This window comes from Vibrio sp. 811 (assembly GCF_033339195.1).
The window spans coordinates 133272-153504 of record NZ_JAWOUB010000003.1; the positions used below are offsets into that span (position 1 = coordinate 133272).

At 43.1% G+C, this 20233-nt stretch carries 20 protein-coding genes; 4 read left to right on the plus strand and 16 right to left on the minus strand.

Annotation, left to right across the window (positions count from 1 at the left end):
* Nucleotides 1-42 precede the first annotated feature (42 nt).
* Nucleotides 43-1158 (plus strand): phosphatase PAP2 family protein, encoded by a 1116-nt coding sequence (locus R7Q46_RS07475; RefSeq protein ID WP_154205074.1) that lies wholly within the window; start codon nucleotides 43-45, stop codon nucleotides 1156-1158.
* A 99-nt stretch (nucleotides 1159-1257) separates the two neighbouring features.
* Here R7Q46_RS07475 and R7Q46_RS07480 read toward each other — a convergent pair whose 3' ends face one another.
* The 14 genes from R7Q46_RS07480 to R7Q46_RS07545 all read right to left on the minus strand — a co-directional run bounded on the left by R7Q46_RS07480 (nucleotide 1258) and on the right by R7Q46_RS07545 (nucleotide 13741).
* A complete protein-coding gene (locus tag R7Q46_RS07480) occupies nucleotides 1258-2271 on the minus strand; it encodes a tetratricopeptide repeat protein (protein ID WP_005386465.1) in 1014 nt (337 codons plus the stop codon).
* A gap of 20 nt (nucleotides 2272-2291) precedes the next feature.
* Nucleotides 2292-3233, minus strand: coding sequence for a type II secretion system F family protein (locus R7Q46_RS07485; RefSeq protein ID WP_005386462.1), 942 nt, complete (start codon nucleotides 3231-3233; stop codon nucleotides 2292-2294).
* 2 nt (nucleotides 3234-3235) lie between these two features.
* Complete coding sequence (locus R7Q46_RS07490) at nucleotides 3236-4204, minus strand: type II secretion system F family protein (RefSeq protein WP_046875024.1); 969 nt, start codon at nucleotides 4202-4204, stop codon at nucleotides 3236-3238.
* A gap of 9 nt (nucleotides 4205-4213) precedes the next feature.
* Nucleotides 4214-5659, minus strand: coding sequence for a CpaF family protein (locus R7Q46_RS07495; protein WP_005386456.1), 1446 nt, complete (start codon nucleotides 5657-5659; stop codon nucleotides 4214-4216).
* A 12-nt stretch (nucleotides 5660-5671) separates the two neighbouring features.
* Nucleotides 5672-6880, minus strand: coding sequence for an AAA family ATPase (locus tag R7Q46_RS07500; RefSeq protein WP_005386455.1), 1209 nt, complete (start codon nucleotides 6878-6880; stop codon nucleotides 5672-5674).
* Between the two features lie 4 nt (nucleotides 6881-6884).
* Entirely contained in the window at nucleotides 6885-7418 is a 534-nt protein-coding gene (locus R7Q46_RS07505) for a TadE/TadG family type IV pilus assembly protein (RefSeq protein ID WP_005386454.1), read from the minus strand.
* On the minus strand, nucleotides 7415-7879 hold the full coding sequence (locus R7Q46_RS07510; protein WP_031781046.1) for a TadE/TadG family type IV pilus assembly protein: 465 nt from the start codon (nucleotides 7877-7879) through the stop codon (nucleotides 7415-7417). The genes R7Q46_RS07505 and R7Q46_RS07510 overlap by 4 nt, the downstream gene beginning before the upstream one ends.
* Before the next feature lies 1 nt (nucleotide 7880).
* On the minus strand, nucleotides 7881-9200 hold the full coding sequence (locus tag R7Q46_RS07515; protein ID WP_137282334.1) for a pilus assembly protein TadG-related protein: 1320 nt from the start codon (nucleotides 9198-9200) through the stop codon (nucleotides 7881-7883).
* Between the two features lie 25 nt (nucleotides 9201-9225).
* Nucleotides 9226-9450 (minus strand): hypothetical protein, encoded by a 225-nt coding sequence (locus R7Q46_RS07520; protein WP_031781045.1) that lies wholly within the window; start codon nucleotides 9448-9450, stop codon nucleotides 9226-9228.
* 13 nt (nucleotides 9451-9463) lie between these two features.
* A complete protein-coding gene (locus R7Q46_RS07525; RefSeq protein WP_005386449.1) occupies nucleotides 9464-10927 on the minus strand; it encodes a type II and III secretion system protein family protein in 1464 nt (487 codons plus the stop codon).
* A 7-nt stretch (nucleotides 10928-10934) separates the two neighbouring features.
* Nucleotides 10935-11690 (minus strand): Flp pilus assembly protein CpaB, encoded by a 756-nt coding sequence (cpaB, locus tag R7Q46_RS07530; RefSeq protein WP_005386448.1) that lies wholly within the window; start codon nucleotides 11688-11690, stop codon nucleotides 10935-10937.
* A gap of 13 nt (nucleotides 11691-11703) precedes the next feature.
* Nucleotides 11704-13017, minus strand: coding sequence for an AAA family ATPase (locus tag R7Q46_RS07535; RefSeq protein WP_165401630.1), 1314 nt, complete (start codon nucleotides 13015-13017; stop codon nucleotides 11704-11706).
* A gap of 62 nt (nucleotides 13018-13079) precedes the next feature.
* Nucleotides 13080-13568 carry a prepilin peptidase gene (locus tag R7Q46_RS07540; protein WP_031781044.1) on the minus strand — a complete coding sequence of 163 codons (489 nt, stop codon included), beginning with the start codon at nucleotides 13566-13568 and terminating at the stop codon, nucleotides 13080-13082.
* Nucleotides 13568-13741 carry a Flp family type IVb pilin gene (locus tag R7Q46_RS07545; protein WP_031781043.1) on the minus strand — a complete coding sequence of 58 codons (174 nt, stop codon included), beginning with the start codon at nucleotides 13739-13741 and terminating at the stop codon, nucleotides 13568-13570. Before R7Q46_RS07545 ends, R7Q46_RS07540 begins: the two co-directional genes overlap by 1 nt.
* Nucleotides 13742-14077: 336 nt before the next feature.
* Between R7Q46_RS07545 and R7Q46_RS07550 the strand changes: the two genes are divergently transcribed.
* Together R7Q46_RS07550 and R7Q46_RS07555 are read left to right on the plus strand one after the other, a co-directional pair.
* Nucleotides 14078-14803, plus strand: coding sequence for a helix-turn-helix domain-containing protein (locus R7Q46_RS07550; RefSeq protein WP_130545037.1), 726 nt, complete (start codon nucleotides 14078-14080; stop codon nucleotides 14801-14803).
* Between the two features lie 148 nt (nucleotides 14804-14951).
* Nucleotides 14952-16643, plus strand: a complete 1692-nt coding sequence (locus R7Q46_RS07555) for an AMP-binding protein (RefSeq protein WP_031779037.1) — start codon at nucleotides 14952-14954, stop codon at nucleotides 16641-16643.
* 68 nt (nucleotides 16644-16711) lie between these two features.
* Here R7Q46_RS07555 and R7Q46_RS07560 read toward each other — a convergent pair whose 3' ends face one another.
* Complete coding sequence (locus R7Q46_RS07560; RefSeq protein ID WP_005380156.1) at nucleotides 16712-16921, minus strand: DUF1127 domain-containing protein; 210 nt, start codon at nucleotides 16919-16921, stop codon at nucleotides 16712-16714.
* 97 nt (nucleotides 16922-17018) lie between these two features.
* Between R7Q46_RS07560 and R7Q46_RS07565 the strand changes: the two genes are divergently transcribed.
* The gene (locus tag R7Q46_RS07565) at nucleotides 17019-17966 is read left to right on the plus strand and encodes a LysR substrate-binding domain-containing protein (protein ID WP_213871655.1); all 948 of its coding nucleotides are present in this window, start codon (nucleotides 17019-17021) and stop codon (nucleotides 17964-17966) included.
* Between the two features lie 96 nt (nucleotides 17967-18062).
* Here R7Q46_RS07565 and fusA read toward each other — a convergent pair whose 3' ends face one another.
* Nucleotides 18063-20153, minus strand: a complete 2091-nt coding sequence (gene fusA / locus R7Q46_RS07570; RefSeq protein ID WP_005386444.1) for an elongation factor G — start codon at nucleotides 20151-20153, stop codon at nucleotides 18063-18065.
* Nucleotides 20154-20233 lie beyond the last annotated feature (80 nt).

Sequence of the window (20233 nt, forward strand, 5' to 3'; positions counted from 1 at the left end):
TAAGCTTAATGATATTGGAAGGATAGAGATGACGGATCATCGATGGAACAAGACAACAATTACGAGCTCAACCTTAGCTGGCAGCAAAAAGCATCGGCTTTACTCACATCAGTAAAGAATGAGTTATTGAACGATAGGATTTTCTACACCTATTGCTTTATCTCGACTGCTGTCATTTATCTTTGTTCTTTGTATCTCGATTTCCCTATCGATTACTCTTTTACCACTTACCTTGAAACACTCATACAAGCTTTGTATGTCACAGGTTTAAGCTGGTGTATCTACTATTATTTCTATCTCATACTGCGCAAAGAAAAACAGCCAGCAAAGCGCTTCATACGAAAACTGAAGCATCTTATTTTTCCGCTGTACCGACCTGTATCAGTGTTTGTTTCGATGATGGCACTCAACCTGATTTTCTCTAACCACACGTTTTTGAAATCGCTGATTCCAATCATCAATCCATTCAAGTGGGATCTGACCTTTGCGAATATTGATTCGTTGCTACACTTCGGGTTTGCTCCGTGGGAGTTGACCCATGCATTATTCTCCAATGCTTGGGCCTCATTAGGGCTAAATGTAGCCTACAACGCATGGTTTTTTTGTATGTGGGGCATACTCATCTTTTTCCTTATCTACAAAAAATACCCGTTGGTAAGGCAACAGTTTTTACTCACGTTCGCACTGTCTTGGATGATTCTTGGTGTCTTCTTCGCCACGTTGCTTTCTTCAGCAGGCCCATGTTATGTAGAGCTTATCACTGGAGATGAACAGTTTGTTCCTCTGATGAAAACGCTCGAAGTCCAAAGCCAATATCTTACCAATGTGGACGCTGGGCAATTGTGGGCATTGCCTACACAGCAATATCTTTGGGATGAGTACATCGCGAATGCCAATGGTATTGGCTCTGGCATTTCGGCAATGCCGAGTTTGCACGTTTCCATTGCTGTTTTGATGGCGCTATCAATTTATAGACTCAACAAAACCATCGGCTACTTTGCTTACGCTTTCGCAGTCATCATTCAAATCGGTTCGGTACATTTAGCTTGGCATTATGCGATTGATGGCTACCTCGCAACACTCTTGACGGTGATGTTATGGAAGATAGTTGGTTGGGCTTTACGGCGCTATGCTTCTTACCCTGAAAGAAGCGAATGACGGCTAATTGAACAAACACCTTTGCAACGGACTACTCCCCATAAATGAAAAAGCCACTCTATCTTGCAGAGTGGCTTTCTTTTAAAAGGGTCTTCAAATTTATTGGAGAAGCGCGGTAGAGGTATCCCCTCGCTCTCTCACCATTGCCAATGCTCGTTCTAGGTTTTTATTTGCCAGTTCATAGTAGGCAGGGTTCTTATCAATAGCCTGTTGTAAATAAGGAATCGCCTCTCCTGGTTTGCCTTGAAGGATCAAGAAATAACCAACATTGTTGAGCGCTTCGGGTTCTGTCATGTGTCGGCTAAAAATACTCAGAGCTTGTCGTGGCTGATCTTTAGCTAAAGCAATGAGACCTAAATTATTGATTCCTCTCTCATCTCCTGGCTTGATACTTAGTGCGGCTTGAGTAAAGTGCGCCGCTTTTGAGTAAGCTTTTTCCATGTAGTAGGAGTAGCCAAGGCTGACCAAAGCGTTTACGTTTCTTGAGTCAATATCCAACGCTTTTCGAATTAACGCCTGCGCAATATCGTGGTCGCCACGAATGTCGTAAAGCACACCTAGACCGGAGTAAGCAGAGACTGGTGATTTATCATCATAGCGATATGTTGCAACGCTCTCTGCAGTAATGTTGTCTTTAGTGATGGTAGGATCGCCATCCATGCGAATTTGGTCAGCATTCAAAGCGCGTATGTAGTAGCTTTTCCCAACGTCCTTTTCTCCACGTTTCGTGTATAAAGTACCTAGCTCAGTCAGGGAACCAATATGATCGGGGTTCTCAGCCAAAGATGCTCGAAATGATTTATCGGCGAGCTCTGAATTCTCCCTAGCTAAATGGATGCGACCCACGGTGTACAAGGTTTTATCTTTATGGACTGCATTCGGGAAAGAGAGTGAGCGAATATATTCATACAAGGCTAAGTCGACATTTTTGTTGCTTAATGCAATATCCCCTCGTGAGATTGCCTCTTCCTCTGTTTTGGGAGGTTCATCATTAGTGAGAGACTCAACGGGCTTACCTGAGTACAGCGTTGAATCGAAATCTGATGACTGTTCAGTTGTTGAACATGCGGTAAGCACCAACAACGAGATGATGACGTATTTCTTAATCCACATAACGATCCCTATTTTGCTTTTTAATTAGAAAATGCCTCAGCCAATGAAATTAACGCAGGTCCGATAGCCACTATAAAAAAGCAAGGCCAAATAAATAGCACCATTGGAAACATCATTTTGACTGGGATTTTTGCAGCAATTTCTTCTGCTGCTTGTTGACGCTTATCCCTGTAGTCTTCGGTATATTCACGCAAGGAGTTGACTAAACTCCCCCCTATTCGAGAGGCATGGCTAAGCATACTTACCAGCCCCATTAATTCTTCTAACCCTGTCCTTAATACTAGCTCCCTCAGCGCTTCTGGCATTGGTTTGCCCGCTTTAATTTTGTTGCACACCGTATCGATTTCATCAGCAAGCTCTGGGTGAGAGATAACCAATTCATCAGCAACCCGACGCAACGCTGCATTAAAGCCAAGCCCTGATTCGGTACAAACCACCAGCAAATCAAGCATGTCGGGCACACCTGCACGAATCGCTTGCTGACGCTTGTTCACCATTCGACGCAAAATAAAATCAGGAAATAAAAGCCCAATAAACACGGATAACGCCATATACGTGTACAGGTATTTAGATTCCGGAACCGAGAAATACACCAGTGCCGCCACCATCACACCTAAGATCGTCGTGACCGATTTAATGGCATAAAACATCGATAATGCATTGCTTTCATGAAACCCAGCATGCATCAGTTTATTGCGTGTCGTTTGGCGCTCTTTTTCACTGGTTGGGGAAGTTAAAGGCGCTAACGACTCCAAGGTGTCTGACATTTTTTTGTTGTGATGAGAGACTTCTTTCTTATCACCAGACAATTCGGCTAACTTTCGTTTAATTGGCGAGTTAACCCCGATAATTATCGAGCCTAACGTCATCACAACCAACACTGTAGTGATGAGGATCAACCCCATAAGCAGTGTTTCTTGGCCGACAGCAAAATCGTTTAACCATCCTTGAATACTTTCCATGGCTACACCTCAATATTGACGATTTTACGAATCCAAAGCGTGCCGATAAACAACGCTACCATCCCACCAATGACCATTTTGATCCCCATTGGATGCGTGTGGAGTAACTCAATATACTCAGGTCGAACAAGGGAAATGATGACGTACAAACCAAAAGGCGCTAATACTAATACCCATGCCGACATTCGAGATTCCGCCGAAATGGTTTTTATTTTTCGAGCGAGTTTGAAACGAGCACGTAGGATATGGGAGAGCTTCTCAATGTTTTCGACTAAGTTACCACCCGTTTCCTTTTGCAGTAACACCGCACTGGAGAAAGCAAGCATAGATACGGTAGGAGTTCTCTCCGACATTTGCATAATCGCCAAACGGAGGTCATAACCATAGTTGAGTAAGTTAAAGGTATTCATGAACTCAGGACCAAGCGGTGCACTAACCTCTCTGCCTACTTCTCCAAACCCCTGCGTAATTGGCTGCCCTGCCTGCAAAACTCGCTTGATGATATCGAGAGCCTCTGGCAGTTGCTCTTCAAATTTCATTAAACGATCAGCAATCCTTTTCTGTATGTAGAAGTAAACAGACACCCAGCAAGCAAACGCAACACCAGCACAGAGGTACCAAACTTGCCCGAACAAGAACAGAAATAGACCAACCGCAGTCCCTCCGAGGAATGTGAGGAAAATAAACCGACTGAACCCCATGTGTATCCCAGCCAGTTCCAACTTCTTCTTAAAGTTATCGAACAGGCTAAACCTCACAAGCCATCGCTCTAATGGCGATAGATTCTTGAGCGAGTTTTCCCTTAATAAAGAAATACTCTCTTGATCAATATGTTTATGGCTTTCGTGTATCCGCTTGATTAATTGCTTATGCTTAACCTTTTTACCCGCAGAAGGCAGAATTAACGCTTGGCTAATAAAAAATACGGACAAAAACAGCAGTACAAGAAAAAGGGGGAATTGACTATCCATAGCAATCTCCTAACGGGCTTTTTCATTGAATATTTCAAATGGTACGTCTAAGCCTCGTTTTACTAATTGGTCATGGCAGCTTGGTACAATCCCTGTAGCCATGTAATCACCTAACACATTGCCTTCTTGATCGACCCCTCTTCTTTGGAAGGTGAAGATCTCCGACATGGTAATAACGTCACCTTCCATGCCATTAATTTCTTGTACGCTAACCATGCGACGTTTACCGTCTTCCTGACGATCCATTTGCACAACAATATTGATGGCAGACGCGATCTGCGCTCTCAAGTTTTTTGTCGACACATTCCACCCTGCCATCGAGAACATATTCTCAATCCGGCTCAGCGCATCTCTTGGTGTATTCGCGTGGATAGTAGCCAAAGACCCATCATGACCCGTGTTCATTGCGGATAGCATATCCACCGCTTCTGAGCCACGAACCTCACCAACAACTATCCGATCGGGACGCATACGTAGTGAGTTTTTTACTAAATCACGCTGAGAAATTTCACCCTTACCCTCGATATTGGAAGGACGTGTTTCCAAACGGATAATATGTGGCTGTTGGAGTTGTAACTCTGCCGAGTCCTCAATGGTTACAATGCGTTGGTCGCTAGGAATAAAGCTCGACAAAATATTTAGCGTGGTTGTTTTACCAGAACCTGTACCACCAGAAATCAGGATATTCATTTCCCCCACAACCGCCGCATTAAGAAACTTCGCCATTTCAGGAGACAACGATCCAAGTTCTAATAGGTTATCCATATTCAAACGTTCAACCGCAAAACGTCGAATAGAAACTGAAGGCCCATCAATAGCAAGAGGAGGTATAATCGCATTAAAACGTGAGCCATCTTTGAGTCGAGCATCCACCATGGGTGAAGCCTCATCGATCCTTCGACCCACTTGGCTTACAATACGGTCGATAATGTTGCGCAAATGGCGTTCGTCTAAAAAGGTGTGCGGTGTTTTCTCCAACTTACCAAAACGTTCGACGAAAATATTTTTCGGGCCATTTACTAAGATATCTGAGATTGTTTGATCTTCAAGAAGTGGCTCAAGAGGCCCCAGGCCGAACACTTCATCTTCAATTTGATGTATTACGCGGTTTCGCGCTTCTGAACTCAATGGGTGTGTTTGATCTTCCGCAATGAGCTGAACAACCGCTTCGCGCAACTCCTCTTTCGCGCGATCTTCTTGCAAGTGCGATAGAAGCCCGAGATCCAAGGTATCCAGTAGTTTCTTGTGGTAGTAGTGTTTTATCGAGAGATCTTGTTCTAATTGCTTTTTCTGCTCCTCGATCGCTTTCATCTTGGCTTCTACCGGCGACAAAGACTTTTGCTCATCTGACGAGTCTTCATCAGATTTTGCCAACTCGACATTCACAACTTTGGATTCTTTTGTTTCATCTACGGAATTGAAAGAACTCCCGACGCCTTTCCGTTTGAAAAACATAACTCCCCCTTACTAAGAAAATAGTTTTTTTATCCAACTTTGATTCTCTTTGGTCGGACTTTCTAATAAGTGCGATATTTCAGCCAAAGACGCTTTCAGCGCACTATTTTTCTTAGATTGAACAATTGGGTTGCCCAAATTAGCGCTCTCGATAGCAATAGCAAAGTTATTAGGTACTAAGTGTATTGCATGTCCACTAACCGCATTTTCAATGTCTTTCAACGATATTGTCGATTTCTTTTCAAAACGATTAACAATTAGTTCAACCTGATGACTACTTAAACCATAGTCTAATTCTAAAGAACGTATATAACTAACAGCATGCTTCACCGATGTAACATTCTGTTGCAGAATCAAAAAAACATGTGTTGCCGGAGAGACAATTTGTTGATAAACGTGCTCAACGCCATGAGATAAATCCACAATAATATGTGAGTAAAACTGCCTCAAAATAGGTAATAATTTACTAACTTGAACCGCATGCTTGTAATTACCTTTAGGATCATTTTGGTTAAAACACAAATAATTCAAACCTGAAGGATGCTGGTAGACTAGTCCTTCTAGTGATAATTCATCTAAATCATTAACAGAATCAATCACATCATTAATATTGTATTTAGGCTTACAGTTTAAATAATCAGCGGCATCACTAAACTGCATATCCAAGTCAACGAGCAACACTTTACTCTTAGCATAGCTTGATAATTCTATTGCTGTATTAATAGCCAAAGTGGTTGCTCCAGAGCCACCTTTTGTATTAATAAACAATGTTAGATCGCCCATTTTCTTATTGGCAATCTTTTCATCCGCGGTAGATTTTAATAAAGGATATAGTTCGCCAAAATCAACCGAACGAGACAAATAATCTGTTGCCCCAAGCCTTAATGCCATTTTAAGGGATGCAGTATCGTTCTCGTCGCCAAATACAATCAAAGCGGTATGATTATGCTGTAAACTGCTGTCACTAGAATAAACATGAGCCACTTTCTGAGCCCAGCTTTCACCGGTTTCAATATAAATGAGATCAGGAACTTGCTTATTTTTCACAAAGTCCAAGTTAAAGGTATCTAGCTCTATCCAATCAATATTTAGATTTACACACCTTGATAGTTCATCAGCAATGTGAATTTTAAAATTTGATGTAGAATAAACTATCCAAATAATCAAGTTAGTTTTTAAACTTTTATGTGTTTCATTATCCATTTTGACTGGTTTCAACATAAAGCTACTCCGCGGAACAATCCGAATAAACAGCAGGGTTATCAGCTTCAGGCTTTAATACACCTAAGCTTTCTGCCGGCAATACAGTTTCAAAAGCAGGCGTTTTTCCTACTGCACTAATAAGCGCAGCTAACACAAAAAACTTAAATTCATAATCAACTGCTCTTGCTTGAACATATTTTATTTTTGAAAACTGAGCATCTAACACTGTAGATGCTGCAGGTGGAGTACTCAAAAAATCCGACACATCAACAGTTGCACCTGTATCGTCTAAATATTCGATTTGTAAATTATTAGCGGTAAAACCTGAAGGATATAGACTCTCCAAAGCTTGATGATTAGGTATTTCATCACGTTCAGAAATAAAACAAACCGTGGCAAGTCGTGCCGCTCGCCTGGTAATTTCGTTGACCATTTGCACTGAATAAAAGTAGATTGCAAACTCAATAATCATGAACAGTACTAACATTACCGCAAGTGCAATTAACGAAAACTCAACTTGGGTCAGTCCTTTCTGTTTCCTTATCCATTGTTTCATGGGCTAGTCCTCATTGACGCAGAAGAGCCAATACTGAAAGCCAAAGAGGTTCCGGTAAAAGGTAAGGTTGAGAAAATAGGCTCATAATTATAAGTAGCCGATATGGTGACAACCTTATTGGTGTCCGTTGGTTGAGTCACAATAATGTCAGCAGCTTCAATATAGTCGATTACCGGCGTACCAACGCCACTCGGCGTGCCATAGATCACCACATTTTTAATATCAGATTCTTCAGCTATACCTTCAAAATCTAACGTGCCATAAGTATCAACCACGGCATACCGTGCGCCATTTTGCAACGCTTTGTTGACCTCTGTGTATTGAATAAAAGCTCGGCTCACGTCGATAACTAATACGGTCAGCATCAGTAGCACTGGCAATGCAAGAATAAACTCTATAATTGCCAGTCCTTTCTGGTTAGCCATCTTTTTCATCTGATGCTTTCTATTGGAGTACATCATATTAAGACCCTCCACTTGACGGGTCTTTGTATAGAACGATTTTGTATGGCCCAACTCCATCTTCATCCGGATCTACCCCAGACGACGCATTTTTTACCGTACAATCCTCTAGAAACTGACCGAATATTTCCGATTCATTCCCCTTGTTTTGCACTTCCTGAGTAACAAAAAAGCATCCTAGGCCCAGTACTTCTAAATCCATCTTGCCGCCTTTTTTTGGAGCTTCATCACAACGAACGATCGGCACTCGTAATACCCTTCGATCGGTTTTCCCATCCGCTCGGTAATATTGCGACTTGCACGCGCCAGGCCCCCCCGTACAAGCGGCTAACCCTTCGACATAATCGGCATAATAAAACGCATCGTTATCAACGGCCGGATCTTCCGCATCCTGATATTGTTGTTGGTAATTGTCGTATGTTACGTTGGACTCTTCGATGTACTTATCTGAAGTAATGCCTTCATCTGGCTTACCCCCATCAAATCTCGTATTTAGACCTTGAGCTACTGGTCCCGTACCTTTACCAGTCTCTGTTGTGACTAAATCACCGACTGTTATGCACTCCTCAGTATCCCCTGCCAGCATTTCTCTTACTGTATTTTTACCGGAACCAAAGTCTAAAAGGTGGTAGTTACCCGAACCAATGCCACCATCCGTGTGCCCTGATGGTTTCAATACATGAATAGTGTCAGCATCTCGATCTTGTGCGCCATTGTAGTTTGGGTTTGAAGAAGGAATGTATCCCCACGCCAGATCAGCTGAGCCTACATCGCCACACATAGCAATAGGCGACACGTTACATGTAGTAATGCTTGGCGCACTTGGTCCTGCGACAGCACTTGCTGACACCCCTTTGTCGAGCCCAAACATGCCACTTAAATACTGTGTCAAAAGAACATTACTAACGGCAACACGAACATAGATGTCGCTGTCACTGCCCAAAGAGAACTCTCCAGCTTCAACAAATGAGCCTTTAGCGTTCGAATTTGAGAAAGTTACATCTATGTTTTCCCCCGTGTAAACTAATTCTTGGTTACCATCAGACGCAGCAGAATGAGTCAGAGCATCATTCGCCGCCTGCGTCGCTAAACTAAGCCGCTCAGCCAAATCTGCCGCGTCGGTCCTTTCATCGACGACAACCGCAGCCGCTAATGCAGCGGAGTCGACCGCGTTTTGTAGTCTTGTTTTATTGAGTACTTGGTGATTCAAATCAATACCAAAGGCTGCAACGCCAAGTAAAAATAATAAAACTAAACTAATTAATACCAAGGTAATCCCTTTCTGAGCTCTCCTTGGCGCTATATGCATATTCCTTCGCATAGCCCCTCCTAAGTGAACGTATCACTTAATCATCTTTGGCTACCCCATTGTTGTTATATACCTCTAAGCTAACTTGTGTGCGCTCACCACTACCTTCCGGTAAGTAGCCCAAATTCTCATACCAGGCTTCTGGATTCAGAGTTTGTTCAGCGCGCAGCTGGCTAACCGAGATACCAAGCTCGGGGTCATTCGCACAGCCAAACAAGCCGAATGATGTGAAACAAATGGTCATTATCATTATGCTTTTCATCTTGTTCTCCCACTTATAGACTGTGCCCAAACTTGCCCTCAGAGCCACCTTCTGACGAACCGTATTGAATAAAATTGTTGTTAGTATCTTCTTCACTAATGTCGTTTAGCTGGTACCTATCGAAATCCAACTCAGCACCTTTACCAAGCAAATAGAACTCCACATCGTTTGGAGCAACAAAACCATCTGTTGGTAGCGTGATTCGACGTCGATCAATTGGGGTTGCTAATCGAGGAGTAACCAGAATGACTAGTTCTGTTTCCCCAGAGGTAAATTCTTCACTCTTAAACAAGCGGCCTAACACAGGTAGATCACTCGCACCAGGTATACCATTCGCAACGTTACGCGCGTTTTCACTCAATAGCCCCGCAATACCAATGGTTTGACCATCTGCTAGCTCAATCGTTGTACCAGCACTTCGTTTTGTGATTGGTGGAATAAAGAAAGTGGCATTCACTTCGTTTGGATTAAACGTCAACACACCAGAATTGGAAATTTCACTCACATTGACGTTCAGTTTGAGATTGATTCTCTTATCGCTCAAAATAAACGGAACAAAGTCGAGTTGAACACCGTACTCTTTGTAGTCGATGGTAATGCCATCTTCATTTGGTACTGGAATTGGGAATTCACCACCAGCGACAAACTCGGCTTGCGTACCACTTAATGCGGTAAGGCTAGGCTCTGCCAGCACTTTCGCTACGCCGTTTTGCTTCGCCACATCAAGCGCAAAGGTAAATAAGGTATTGCTGTCGATAAACGATCCGAGAAAACCGAAATCTTCGACTGTTGGGACGTTCAAAATCGGTCCAATGCCATCAATACCGCCACCAGCAGTCGTACCACCCCAAGTAAAGTCCCCACTTCTTTGGAAAAAGTGGAAGTTTGAGTCGAAGCGTCTTACAAGTGTGCGCTGTACTTCGGCAACGGTAACTTCTAGCGTCACCTGCTGAGCACCACCAATAGAAAGTAGATTGATGACCATACTTTCATCATCTTTAGAGCTATCATCTTCTTCATCTGCCGCTTCACCCAAAGCAAAGGTTTCAGCAATTTTGACTGCAGTGTCCATGTTTTGCTGACTGCTGACCAAGCCTCTAAGTACCACTTTTTCTTGCGCACTGTGCACTTCGATATTTTCATCCGGCAAGAACTGATAAAGCTTCGACTTAAGCGTATTTAGATCATGCGTGACTTCCACGTTAAACTGCTCAATTAATCGGCCTCTGCGATCCCACACCGACACATTCGTGGTACCTAACTTCTTACCAATAAGAAACAGCTCGTTCGATCTGAGCACTAAAATATCCAAGACTTCTGGATCCCCTAACGTCACTTTCTTTGCTTGGCCTGATATCATCAATTGAGTTGATTGGTGATGTGCAACGGTTACGACTTTTCCTGACTGCGCCGTAGCTGCGTTAACAGACAAGCTGACGAAAAGTAACTGGCTAACAAGTAATATTATTGTTTTCATAATTCACCTAATTGCTGACTCGGACACTGGATGCCTGAGATCCCTTAATAATGGTCACACTAGGTCGTGGCGTGTATTTTCTTGCTACAACAGGTTTATCCACTTCATGAGGGTTGCGCAGAGCAAGCTGTATATCGCCTTTGCTGTTCGCCGATAAGAGCTTTTCTGCCTCTTTCGGTGTTACTTCTAAAGTCACAGCGCGTACAATCACGGGTTTGTTATCATTCGTTTTGGCTGTTTGGTCCACCGCAAGAACATTGATATTTTTAAGCACTGTTTTTGTTGTGGCGTTTTTACCTTGTCCATAACTCACTGTATTCAGGACATCGACCTTGTTGCCTGGTAACAAAAAACCTGCCACACCGATAACGTCATTTACGCGAATAGTGATTGCTCGCTTGTTTTCTGGAATTAATGCAGCAAGTGTTGCGCCTTCACCAGGTAGGGCAAGGCGATGAGGGTTAACAAGTTCACCCGCGTAAATAGTATTGGCAACGATTCTTCCCAATGCCTGTTCTTTTACTTTCAATGTTTCATCATCTATCCAGTCCACTTCCATGAGCTTAGTAGACAAATGTTTCTCAGAGAGAATAGTTCCTGGTTCTAGCTCCATGGCGGCAACTAAAACGGGATGCCTTTCGACCTCTTCTAACTCGACTGTTGGTTGGTTTCTGCCATCCATCCATTGTTTAGCTATCAACACGGCAGCAAGGCCGAAAACAATGGAGAGTAGCAATAGCATGATGACTTGAGTCCGACTCATAATTTAGATCTCCCTATTCATCCACTGTGAAATACAGTCCCCAGGCACGAGTTAAAATGTCTGATGAGACGACTTTTCGTTTTCCTTCAAAAACGAGAACGTCCCTGCTAATGCCCAAAAGATCTTTAGGTAAGCATGGATAATTAGGCATTTTATTTTCACGGTGCAATTGATTTAATGTGTCAAAGAATTCAGGCGACAACGCGAGTTGCAAGTCTTTGGACAGCGATAACCAAAGCGCTTTGTAGTCATCATCACCAAGTGGCTTAAACTCAATTTTGTACCCCAGACGGCGTAAAAAAGCAGGGTCAGCAATTTTGCTTGGTGCAAAATTGGATGAGAATGCCAAAGTAAGCATAAATGGCACCGTTACTTGTTGACCATTTGGCAGCGCCAGATGGTCAAATAAGTATTCCATTGGAACGATCCATCTATTTAGCAAGGCATCAACAGGCATTGACTGACGACCGAGATCATCAATCACTAAGATTCCGTTGTTAGCCATCATTTGAAGTGGCGCAATCCATACACGATTATGCTCGCTGTGGTTTACCTCAAGCATCTCCAATGTCAGCTCACCGCCCACTTGAATGTTTGGTCTTTCACAAAGAACCCAGCGTTTGTCGTAATGGGTTTCCAACTTAACGAAAACCTGAGAATGGGAGTTGTCTAAACGACGGTGATGATGCTCTGAGAACACTTTGATGATGTTGCCATCGGCATATACGGCGTAAGGAATAAACACCGAAGTGTTCATTGCATTGAGCACTCTTGATGCAACGTAACTTTTACCAGTACCCGCGTGGCCGTAAAGCAACAAAGCTCGTCCAGAGTTGATAGCAGGTCCGAGAACAGGAACTAAGTGATCCGAGCCAAAAACATCAGATAATGCACGCTCTACATCGATACGGGTAACAGGGTTTTTGCGTAGATCTTGTCCTTCAACAACGGTCCAATACTCTTCCAAAGAAACTGGAACAGGACCGATATACGGATCTTTTCTATATGCAATGTCTGCTTCCGCAAGTCCTAACTCCGTTAGACTATAACGAATGTTCGAGTACGAATGGTTTAGCTTCTCAGATGTAGGCTGATATACCTCAACCCAGCTTCGTTTCCTCAACTGCGCCAAAGCAAGTTCAACAATATTTGAAACCACACATAACCGCTGTGTTAACTCGATCAAATCACATTTCGGATAAGCTGACAGGTGTTTCAACACTAAGTTTTCAACGACTGAAGCAGGTATGCCAAGACCTTCTACCGATGAAGGTACTTTTGGTGGATTTATTTGTGGCACGAGTTTTTCCCAATACACAGAGCCCATCACACTTCCCCTCCTTGAAGTTGCTTAGCCAACTGATGCTGCATGCCATTTATTATTTTTATTTAGTGGGTATAGGAAAAATAAGCTAATCCAATTACGATTATCGGCGCGAATGGAATGACCAACGGCTTACTGGACCTAAAACCTGGTGTTACTTTTTCTAAGCAATACCCTTTAATCTGATGTGATAGAGCAACACTAGTCGATGACACATGTAGCATTAGATAAAAAATGCCGACAATGCCTCCAGCGAGTATTATCCCGGTAGACGCTTCCCCAAGGTTACTCAATCCCAACCATGCCCCTATGACGGCGAGTAACTTAACGTCTCCTCCAGCCATTACTTTGAAAAGATACAGCGCGAAACACACCGCAAACGCAACCAACCCACCATATAAATGATCCAAACCAGTTGTGGCTGGGTTGTAAATTACGTTTGCAGTTACTGCAACCAAAAGCATAAGTACCGCTTTATTCGGTATTCTGTGTTTCTGTGCGTCTGAAACTCCAATCGCAATAAGTAATGACCAAATAATTAACTCGCTAACCATTACGAAGAGCTAATACGACCAGCTACTGAAGTGAACTTGTTAGACAAGGTTGTCCAGAAGCCTGAAGTCAAGAATGCAGTAACAATTAGTGCCGCACCTAGGATATACTCCAAAAGTGTTAGCCCCTCTTCGTCTTCCATGAAGTCCTTGATTAGATTACGAAAGTTATCCATAAGATTATCCCCTTTATTTAACCAAATCTCGCTTGTCCATGACGCAGGTATCATATACACCCGAATCATGCTTAAACATTAGTCATCAAGAATTAGGGGGGTTAGGACTTTTTTGCCAAAGGTTAGTACTTTCTTGCCTGTCTGCGCTTCAGAGACGAAATGTATCATAAATAAGACACATCACTGTAAGCTATGTGACACATTTCACACTTGCAGTATGACTATATAAGCCTAAGCTTAATAAACGAAAGGGTGAGGTCTGAAGCTCAAGGAATGAGGCTCGACTGACCTCAATGCATACTAACATTGGTGTAGTACGTACTGAGCAGGATTCATATGGATAAACAGACCAAAGCTTACTGGATAGGAGAGACCCTTTGCTCGCTGCCGGAACAATTTCGTTGTGAGTTTGATGGGTGCTTTGACATTATGGACTGCAGTAAAGATATCTCAGTCCTCAGTGATAAAGAACATAGCTATTTCTTTTACTACATAACCTGTGATCATCAAGAGCACTTGAAAGGTGTTATAACGCTCTGTAAAAACCTCGACAAAAAACTAATCGTCGTATCTCCAAAAGATACGGCTCCTCACTTGCCGCCCAAGCATATTTGTGCGGAATATTATAAGTTGAACGAGCTCACTCTTCCTATCTGGCTTTCACAAATAAAATTGAAATACTTTTTGCATAGTAAAGTAGACGAAGAACAAATCTCGGTAGATAAACTTTTCTCTCGAAGCGGCAAGTCAAACTTTTCAGACGTAGTCCATTACATCGCCAATAACGTTCATAAGGACCTAAGAGAAGAGGAAGCAGCCGCTCTTTGTCATTACTCGCCGAACTACTTTTCCAAAGTTTTCCACCGTAAAGTGGGTATGTGCTTTCGTGATTATGTCACGGCGAAACGCATTTCATTAGCTAAGAAAATGCTAATTGAAAATGAATCGATGAAAATTGCTTACATTGCTTATCAGTGCGGGTATCGAGACGTTTCTTACTTTTCTCGAATTTTTAAGAAAAAAACAGGTCTGTCTCCAGCAAATTATCGACAGCAGTTTTAGGCTTTATTTGTAGCAACTGTCAGAACAACTAACGCTATCTTCCCCACATATTTCATCAAAATGCATTCCCGTGTCGCGATTTAACATGCTAAAGTTAACAATGCGTTAACAATTATAAATACAATGAGAAGACATGGAGTCACTTAAAATGAATCAGCCGAATCTAAATAGCGCTGCTGGTTGCGCTCTCCCACCACCAAATGAAATGATCCTCAAATGGGCTCAAGAGCGTCCAAATGAGGTCTACCTAAAACAAATTATTAACCGACAGTTTGTTGAGTACACATTCTCTGATGTTGCAGATCAAGCCTTAAAACTTGTCAGCGCACTACGCTCGCTTGGTGTAAAGCCTGGCGACAAAGTCGCGTTAGTATCTAAAAACTGTGCAGAATGGTTTATTTGCGATCTTGCTATGATGCTTGGTGACTATGTCAGTGTGCCAATCTTTCCTACCGCCGGTGCAGACACCATCGAATACTGTGTGACTCATAGTGAAAGTAAAGCGATCATTGGCGGAAAACTCGATGATCCCAAAGCAACTCAGCAAGTCATTGATGCTATGCCTGAACTCATTAGCATCGCTCTACCTTATGACACGGCACCTAAGTGTAAGCACGAATACCAAGCGCTCATTGCTGATGCAGTGCCAAGTGAAGAGCGTCCGCAGCATTACGATGACAAGCTAATGTCGTTGGTGTATACCTCAGGCACATCAGGGTTACCGAAAGGCGCGATGCTAACTTACGGCGCATTCAGTTGGTCTGTTCAGCAACTTATCAATCATATTGGTATCCAAGAAAACGACCGATTGTTCTCTTATTTACCGCTCGCTCATATTACAGAGCGTGTTTATATCTTCGGTTCATCGATTATGGGTGGCGTGCCAACAGCATTTCCAGAATCACTGGACACTTTTATCGAAGATGTGAAGATGCACCGACCAACTCTGTTTATCTCCGTCCCACGATTATGGACGCTATTCCAGCAACGTATTCAAGACAAACTTCCACAGAAGAAGCTCAATATTCTGTTGAAAATCCCATTCGTCAATTCTTTGATCAAGAAAAAGCTAGCAGATGGTCTAGGTTTAGATCAGGCTCGAGTATTAGGCTGTGGCTCCGCACCTGTATCGCCAGCGCTGTTGGAATGGTACCACTCAGTGGGCCTTGATATCACAGAGGCTTGGGGGATGACGGAATCATTTGCCTACAGCACGCTCAACTACCCATTTAGAGCTGACAAAATCGGTAGTGTCGGTAATGCAGGGCCAGGCATTGAGTTAAAAATCGCAGCTGATGATGAAATCATGGTGCGTGGCAAAGGGCTATTTTCTGGCTACTACAAAAATGACATTGCCACCCAAGAGTCTTTTGATTCAGAGGGCTGGCTACACACAGGCGATATCGGCGCTATCGACTCAGATGGTTATCTAACGATTCAAGGCCGTAAAAAAGATAACTTCAAAACCGCCAAAGGTAAATTTGTCTCTCCGGTTCCTATCGAGAAAAAGCTTTTCGAGTACAGTCGCGTAGAGATGATGTGTCTCATCGGTTTAGGGCTACCCGCTCCGATTCTTTTGGTTGTGCCACATGACTTCCCTAACTTTGATCGAGAGCGATACGCACGTACCACACGTAAAGTTATTGCCAGGATGAATCAAGAACTCGCCTCTCATGAGCAAATCAAAGGTGTGTTAATGATTAAAGAACCTTGGAGTATAGAAAATGGCGTACTGACGCCAACGCTTAAAATTAAACGTCATGTGCTCGAACAAAAGTATCATGAGATAGGCCACAATTGGCCAAAAGATGAATTGGTCGTGTGGGAAGAAGACTTGTAATTTTGCTTGCACTCCTCAACACCATTGGGGAGTGCAACTTAACTTTGAGCTTGAATCAAACTCATAGACTACTCTCTCCAGAATGGCTTACTCACTTCACAACTAATCTCCCTTTCACCTAATCCAATATCGTCCCAAAGGTGCTTTGGTAACTCTCTCAAGTGACGACGTGTCTTATAGTTCCTTCTCCAAGCCGCCAGTTTAGAATAAATTAACTGTAACCCGCTCTGATGGGCAGTAGGTATAGTACGCTCACAAGTGTGTGTCATGTTTTCCATTTCAAAGATCCCTATACAATGTTGACCACTTAATAATCAGCGACTACGCTGATATCCTCAAACGATAGAATCTGCCATAGAGTTAAGGAAAACTAATGTGAAAGATCGAATGCCTCCCTTACAGGGCTTGTATTACTTTTTCGTTGCAGCAAAGGAAGGAAGCTTTAAAACGGCAGCAAAAGAACTGTTTGTTACGCCAGCGGCCATTAGTCAGCAAATTCGTCATTTAGAAGAGTTCTTAGGCACGGACCTATTTGTTCGTCAGCACAGAAAAATCGTGCTCACACCTGAGGGAGAGCTACTGTTTACTCAGGCAGAAAGAGGGTTTGCTCATTTGCAGCAAGGGGTTAGATTAGTCAATCAAGATCCAAACCCGAACCACCTTTCGATATCAACACTCCCCTCTTTCGCTCATCATTGGTTGGTCCCGAAAATTACGGCTTTTCGCCAGCGTCACCCTGATATCGCCTTGCTATTAGAACCAACCAATGATTTGGTGTCTTTTCAAGATAGCCAGATAGATTTATGTGTTCGTTACGGTTTAGGAAAATATCCCAATTTAGAATCACAATGGCTGATGGACGAAGCTTTTTATCCTGCTTGTCATCCGGTGTATCAGAAAGAGCACGGGATCTATAACATCGAGGATTTAAGCAAAGCTGAGCTGATTGAAGATGTTTGGCCTGATCTTGATTGGAATATGTGGTTAGCAGCCTTGGGTCACAGCGCAGCAAAGCCTACCTTAAAATACAGTGGATCACATCTCGTGCTTGAGGCTGCACTATCACTTCAAGGCGTCGCATTGGTAAAACACAGTTTAGCTCATCAATATTTTCGTTCTGGCAAATTGGTCCGAATTGGAGATATCGCTATCAAGCCCAACTTTGCGTATTACTTGTGTGCGCCAAAAGGCTACTTAAAAAGACCTAAAGCTCAATTGTTTGCGCAATGGTTGAAGGAAGAAATAGAAATATTTGAAAAGTCAGTGGTACCAGACTTTAAGACCATTGACCTAAAAGGCAACAGTACTAGAACGGCATCATAACAATCATCAAAACAAACACGCTCTGCGTATAAGACTGCTAGATACAAAAAGCCCCGCACTAAGCGGGGCTTTCAAGTTATAGAGTTAACTTAAGAATTACTTCTTAGCGTTACGCTCTTTAACGTCAGCAATTACTTGCTCTGCAACGTTTGTTGGACATGGTGCGTAGTGTGAGAACTCCATAGAGAACTGACCACGACCAGAAGTCATAGTACGTAGAGTACCGATGTAACCAAACATTTCTGATAGAGGTACATCACCCTTGATACGTACGCCAGTAGACGCTGCTTGTTGGTCTTTGATCATACCACGACGACGGTTAAGGTCACCGATTACGTCACCAACGTGATCTTCTGGAGTGAACACGTCAACTTTCATGATTGGCTCAAGAAGTTGCGCGCCAGCTTTAGGCATAGACTGACGGAATGCACCTTTCGCTGCGATTTCGTAAGCGATAGCTGAAGAGTCAACTGCGTGGAAACCACCGTCGAATAGTTCAACTTCAACGTCTAGAGTAGGGAAGCCAGCTAGAACACCGTGCTCCATCATTGACGCAAAGCCTTTCTCAACTGCAGGCCAGAATTCTTTAGGTACGTTACCACCAACAACTGTTGATTTGAACGTGAAGCCAGAGTTTGGCTCACCTGGTTTGATGCGGTAATCGATCTTACCGAACTGACCAGAACCACCAGACTGTTTCTTGTGCGTGTAGCTATCTTCGATTGCTTGAGTGATAGTTTCACGGTAAGCAACCTGTGGAGCACCAACTTCTAGCTCAACGCCGTAAGTACGCTTAAGGATATCTACCTTGATGTCTAGGTGAAGTTCACCCATACCTTTCAGGATAGTTTCGCCTGAATCTTCATCAGTCTCAACTTGGAATGATGGATCTTCTGCAACCATTTTACCGATCGCGATACCCATCTTCTCAGAACCGCCTTTATCTTTAGGCTTAACTGCGATAGAGATTACTGGATCTGGGAAGATCATTGGCTCAAGAGTACATTCGTGCTTAGGATCACATAGAGTGTGACCAGTTTGAACGTTCTTCATACCAACTACAGCGATGATGTCACCAGCTTGTGCTGAATCGATCTCGTTACGCTCGTCCGCGTGCATCTCAACCATACGGCCGATACGCTCTGTTTTACCAGTTGCAGAGTTAAGGATTGTGTCACCTTTCTTCATCTTACCAGAGTAGATGCGGATAAAGGTTAGAGCACCGAAGCGGTCATCCATGATCTTAAATGCAAGAGCACGTAGTGGCTCGTCTGCAGATACAGTCGCAACTTCACCAGTTGGCTCACCAGTCTCTGAATCAGTTAGAGGCTGTGGATCAACTTCTGTTGGAGATGGTAGGTAATCAATTACCGCGTCAAGAATAAGTTGGATACCTTTGTTCTTGTACGCTGAACCACAGTAAGTTGGGAAGAATGCTAGATCACGAGTACCTTTACGGATACAACGTTTGATGTCTTCTAGAGATGGCTCTTCGCCTTCTTCTAGGTAAGCCATCATTAGATCTTCGTCTTGCTCTAGAGCAGTTTCGATTAGCATTTCACGGTATTCAGCAGCTTTTTCTACCATGTCTGCTGGAATATCTTGAACTTCGTAGTTCTCTGGTTGGCCAGACTCATCCCATACGTAAGCTTGTTGGCTTAGTACGTCTACAACACCTACGAAATCTTCTTCGATACCGATAGGTAGAGTCATAACTAGAGGTGTAGCACCTAGTACGTTCTGTACTTGATCTACAACTTTGTAGAAATCTGCGCCCATACGGTCTAGTTTGTTAACGAAGATCAGACGTGATACGTGTGATTCGTCAGCGTAACGCCAGTTAGTTTCTGACTGAGGCTCAACACCACCAGAACCACAGAATACACCGATACCACCGTCAAGTACTTTTAGAGAACGGTAAACTTCGATAGTGAAGTCAACGTGTCCAGGAGTATCGATGATGTTTAGACGGTGATCGTTCCAGAAACAAGTTGTTGCTGCAGACTGGATTGTGATACCACGCTCAGCTTCCTGCTCCATGAAGTCAGTAGTAGTTGAACCGTCGTGAGTGTCACCGATCTTATGGATCTTACCAGTTAGCTTTAGGATACGCTCTGTAGAGGTAGTTTTACCCGCGTCTACGTGAGCAAAAATACCAATGTTTCTGTATTTTGATAAATCAGTCATTGTCTTACTCTGTTAATAAGGTATAAAGTGCGCGCAGAGTATATCACATTCTGTCAATACTGATACCCTTGCGTGCGGAT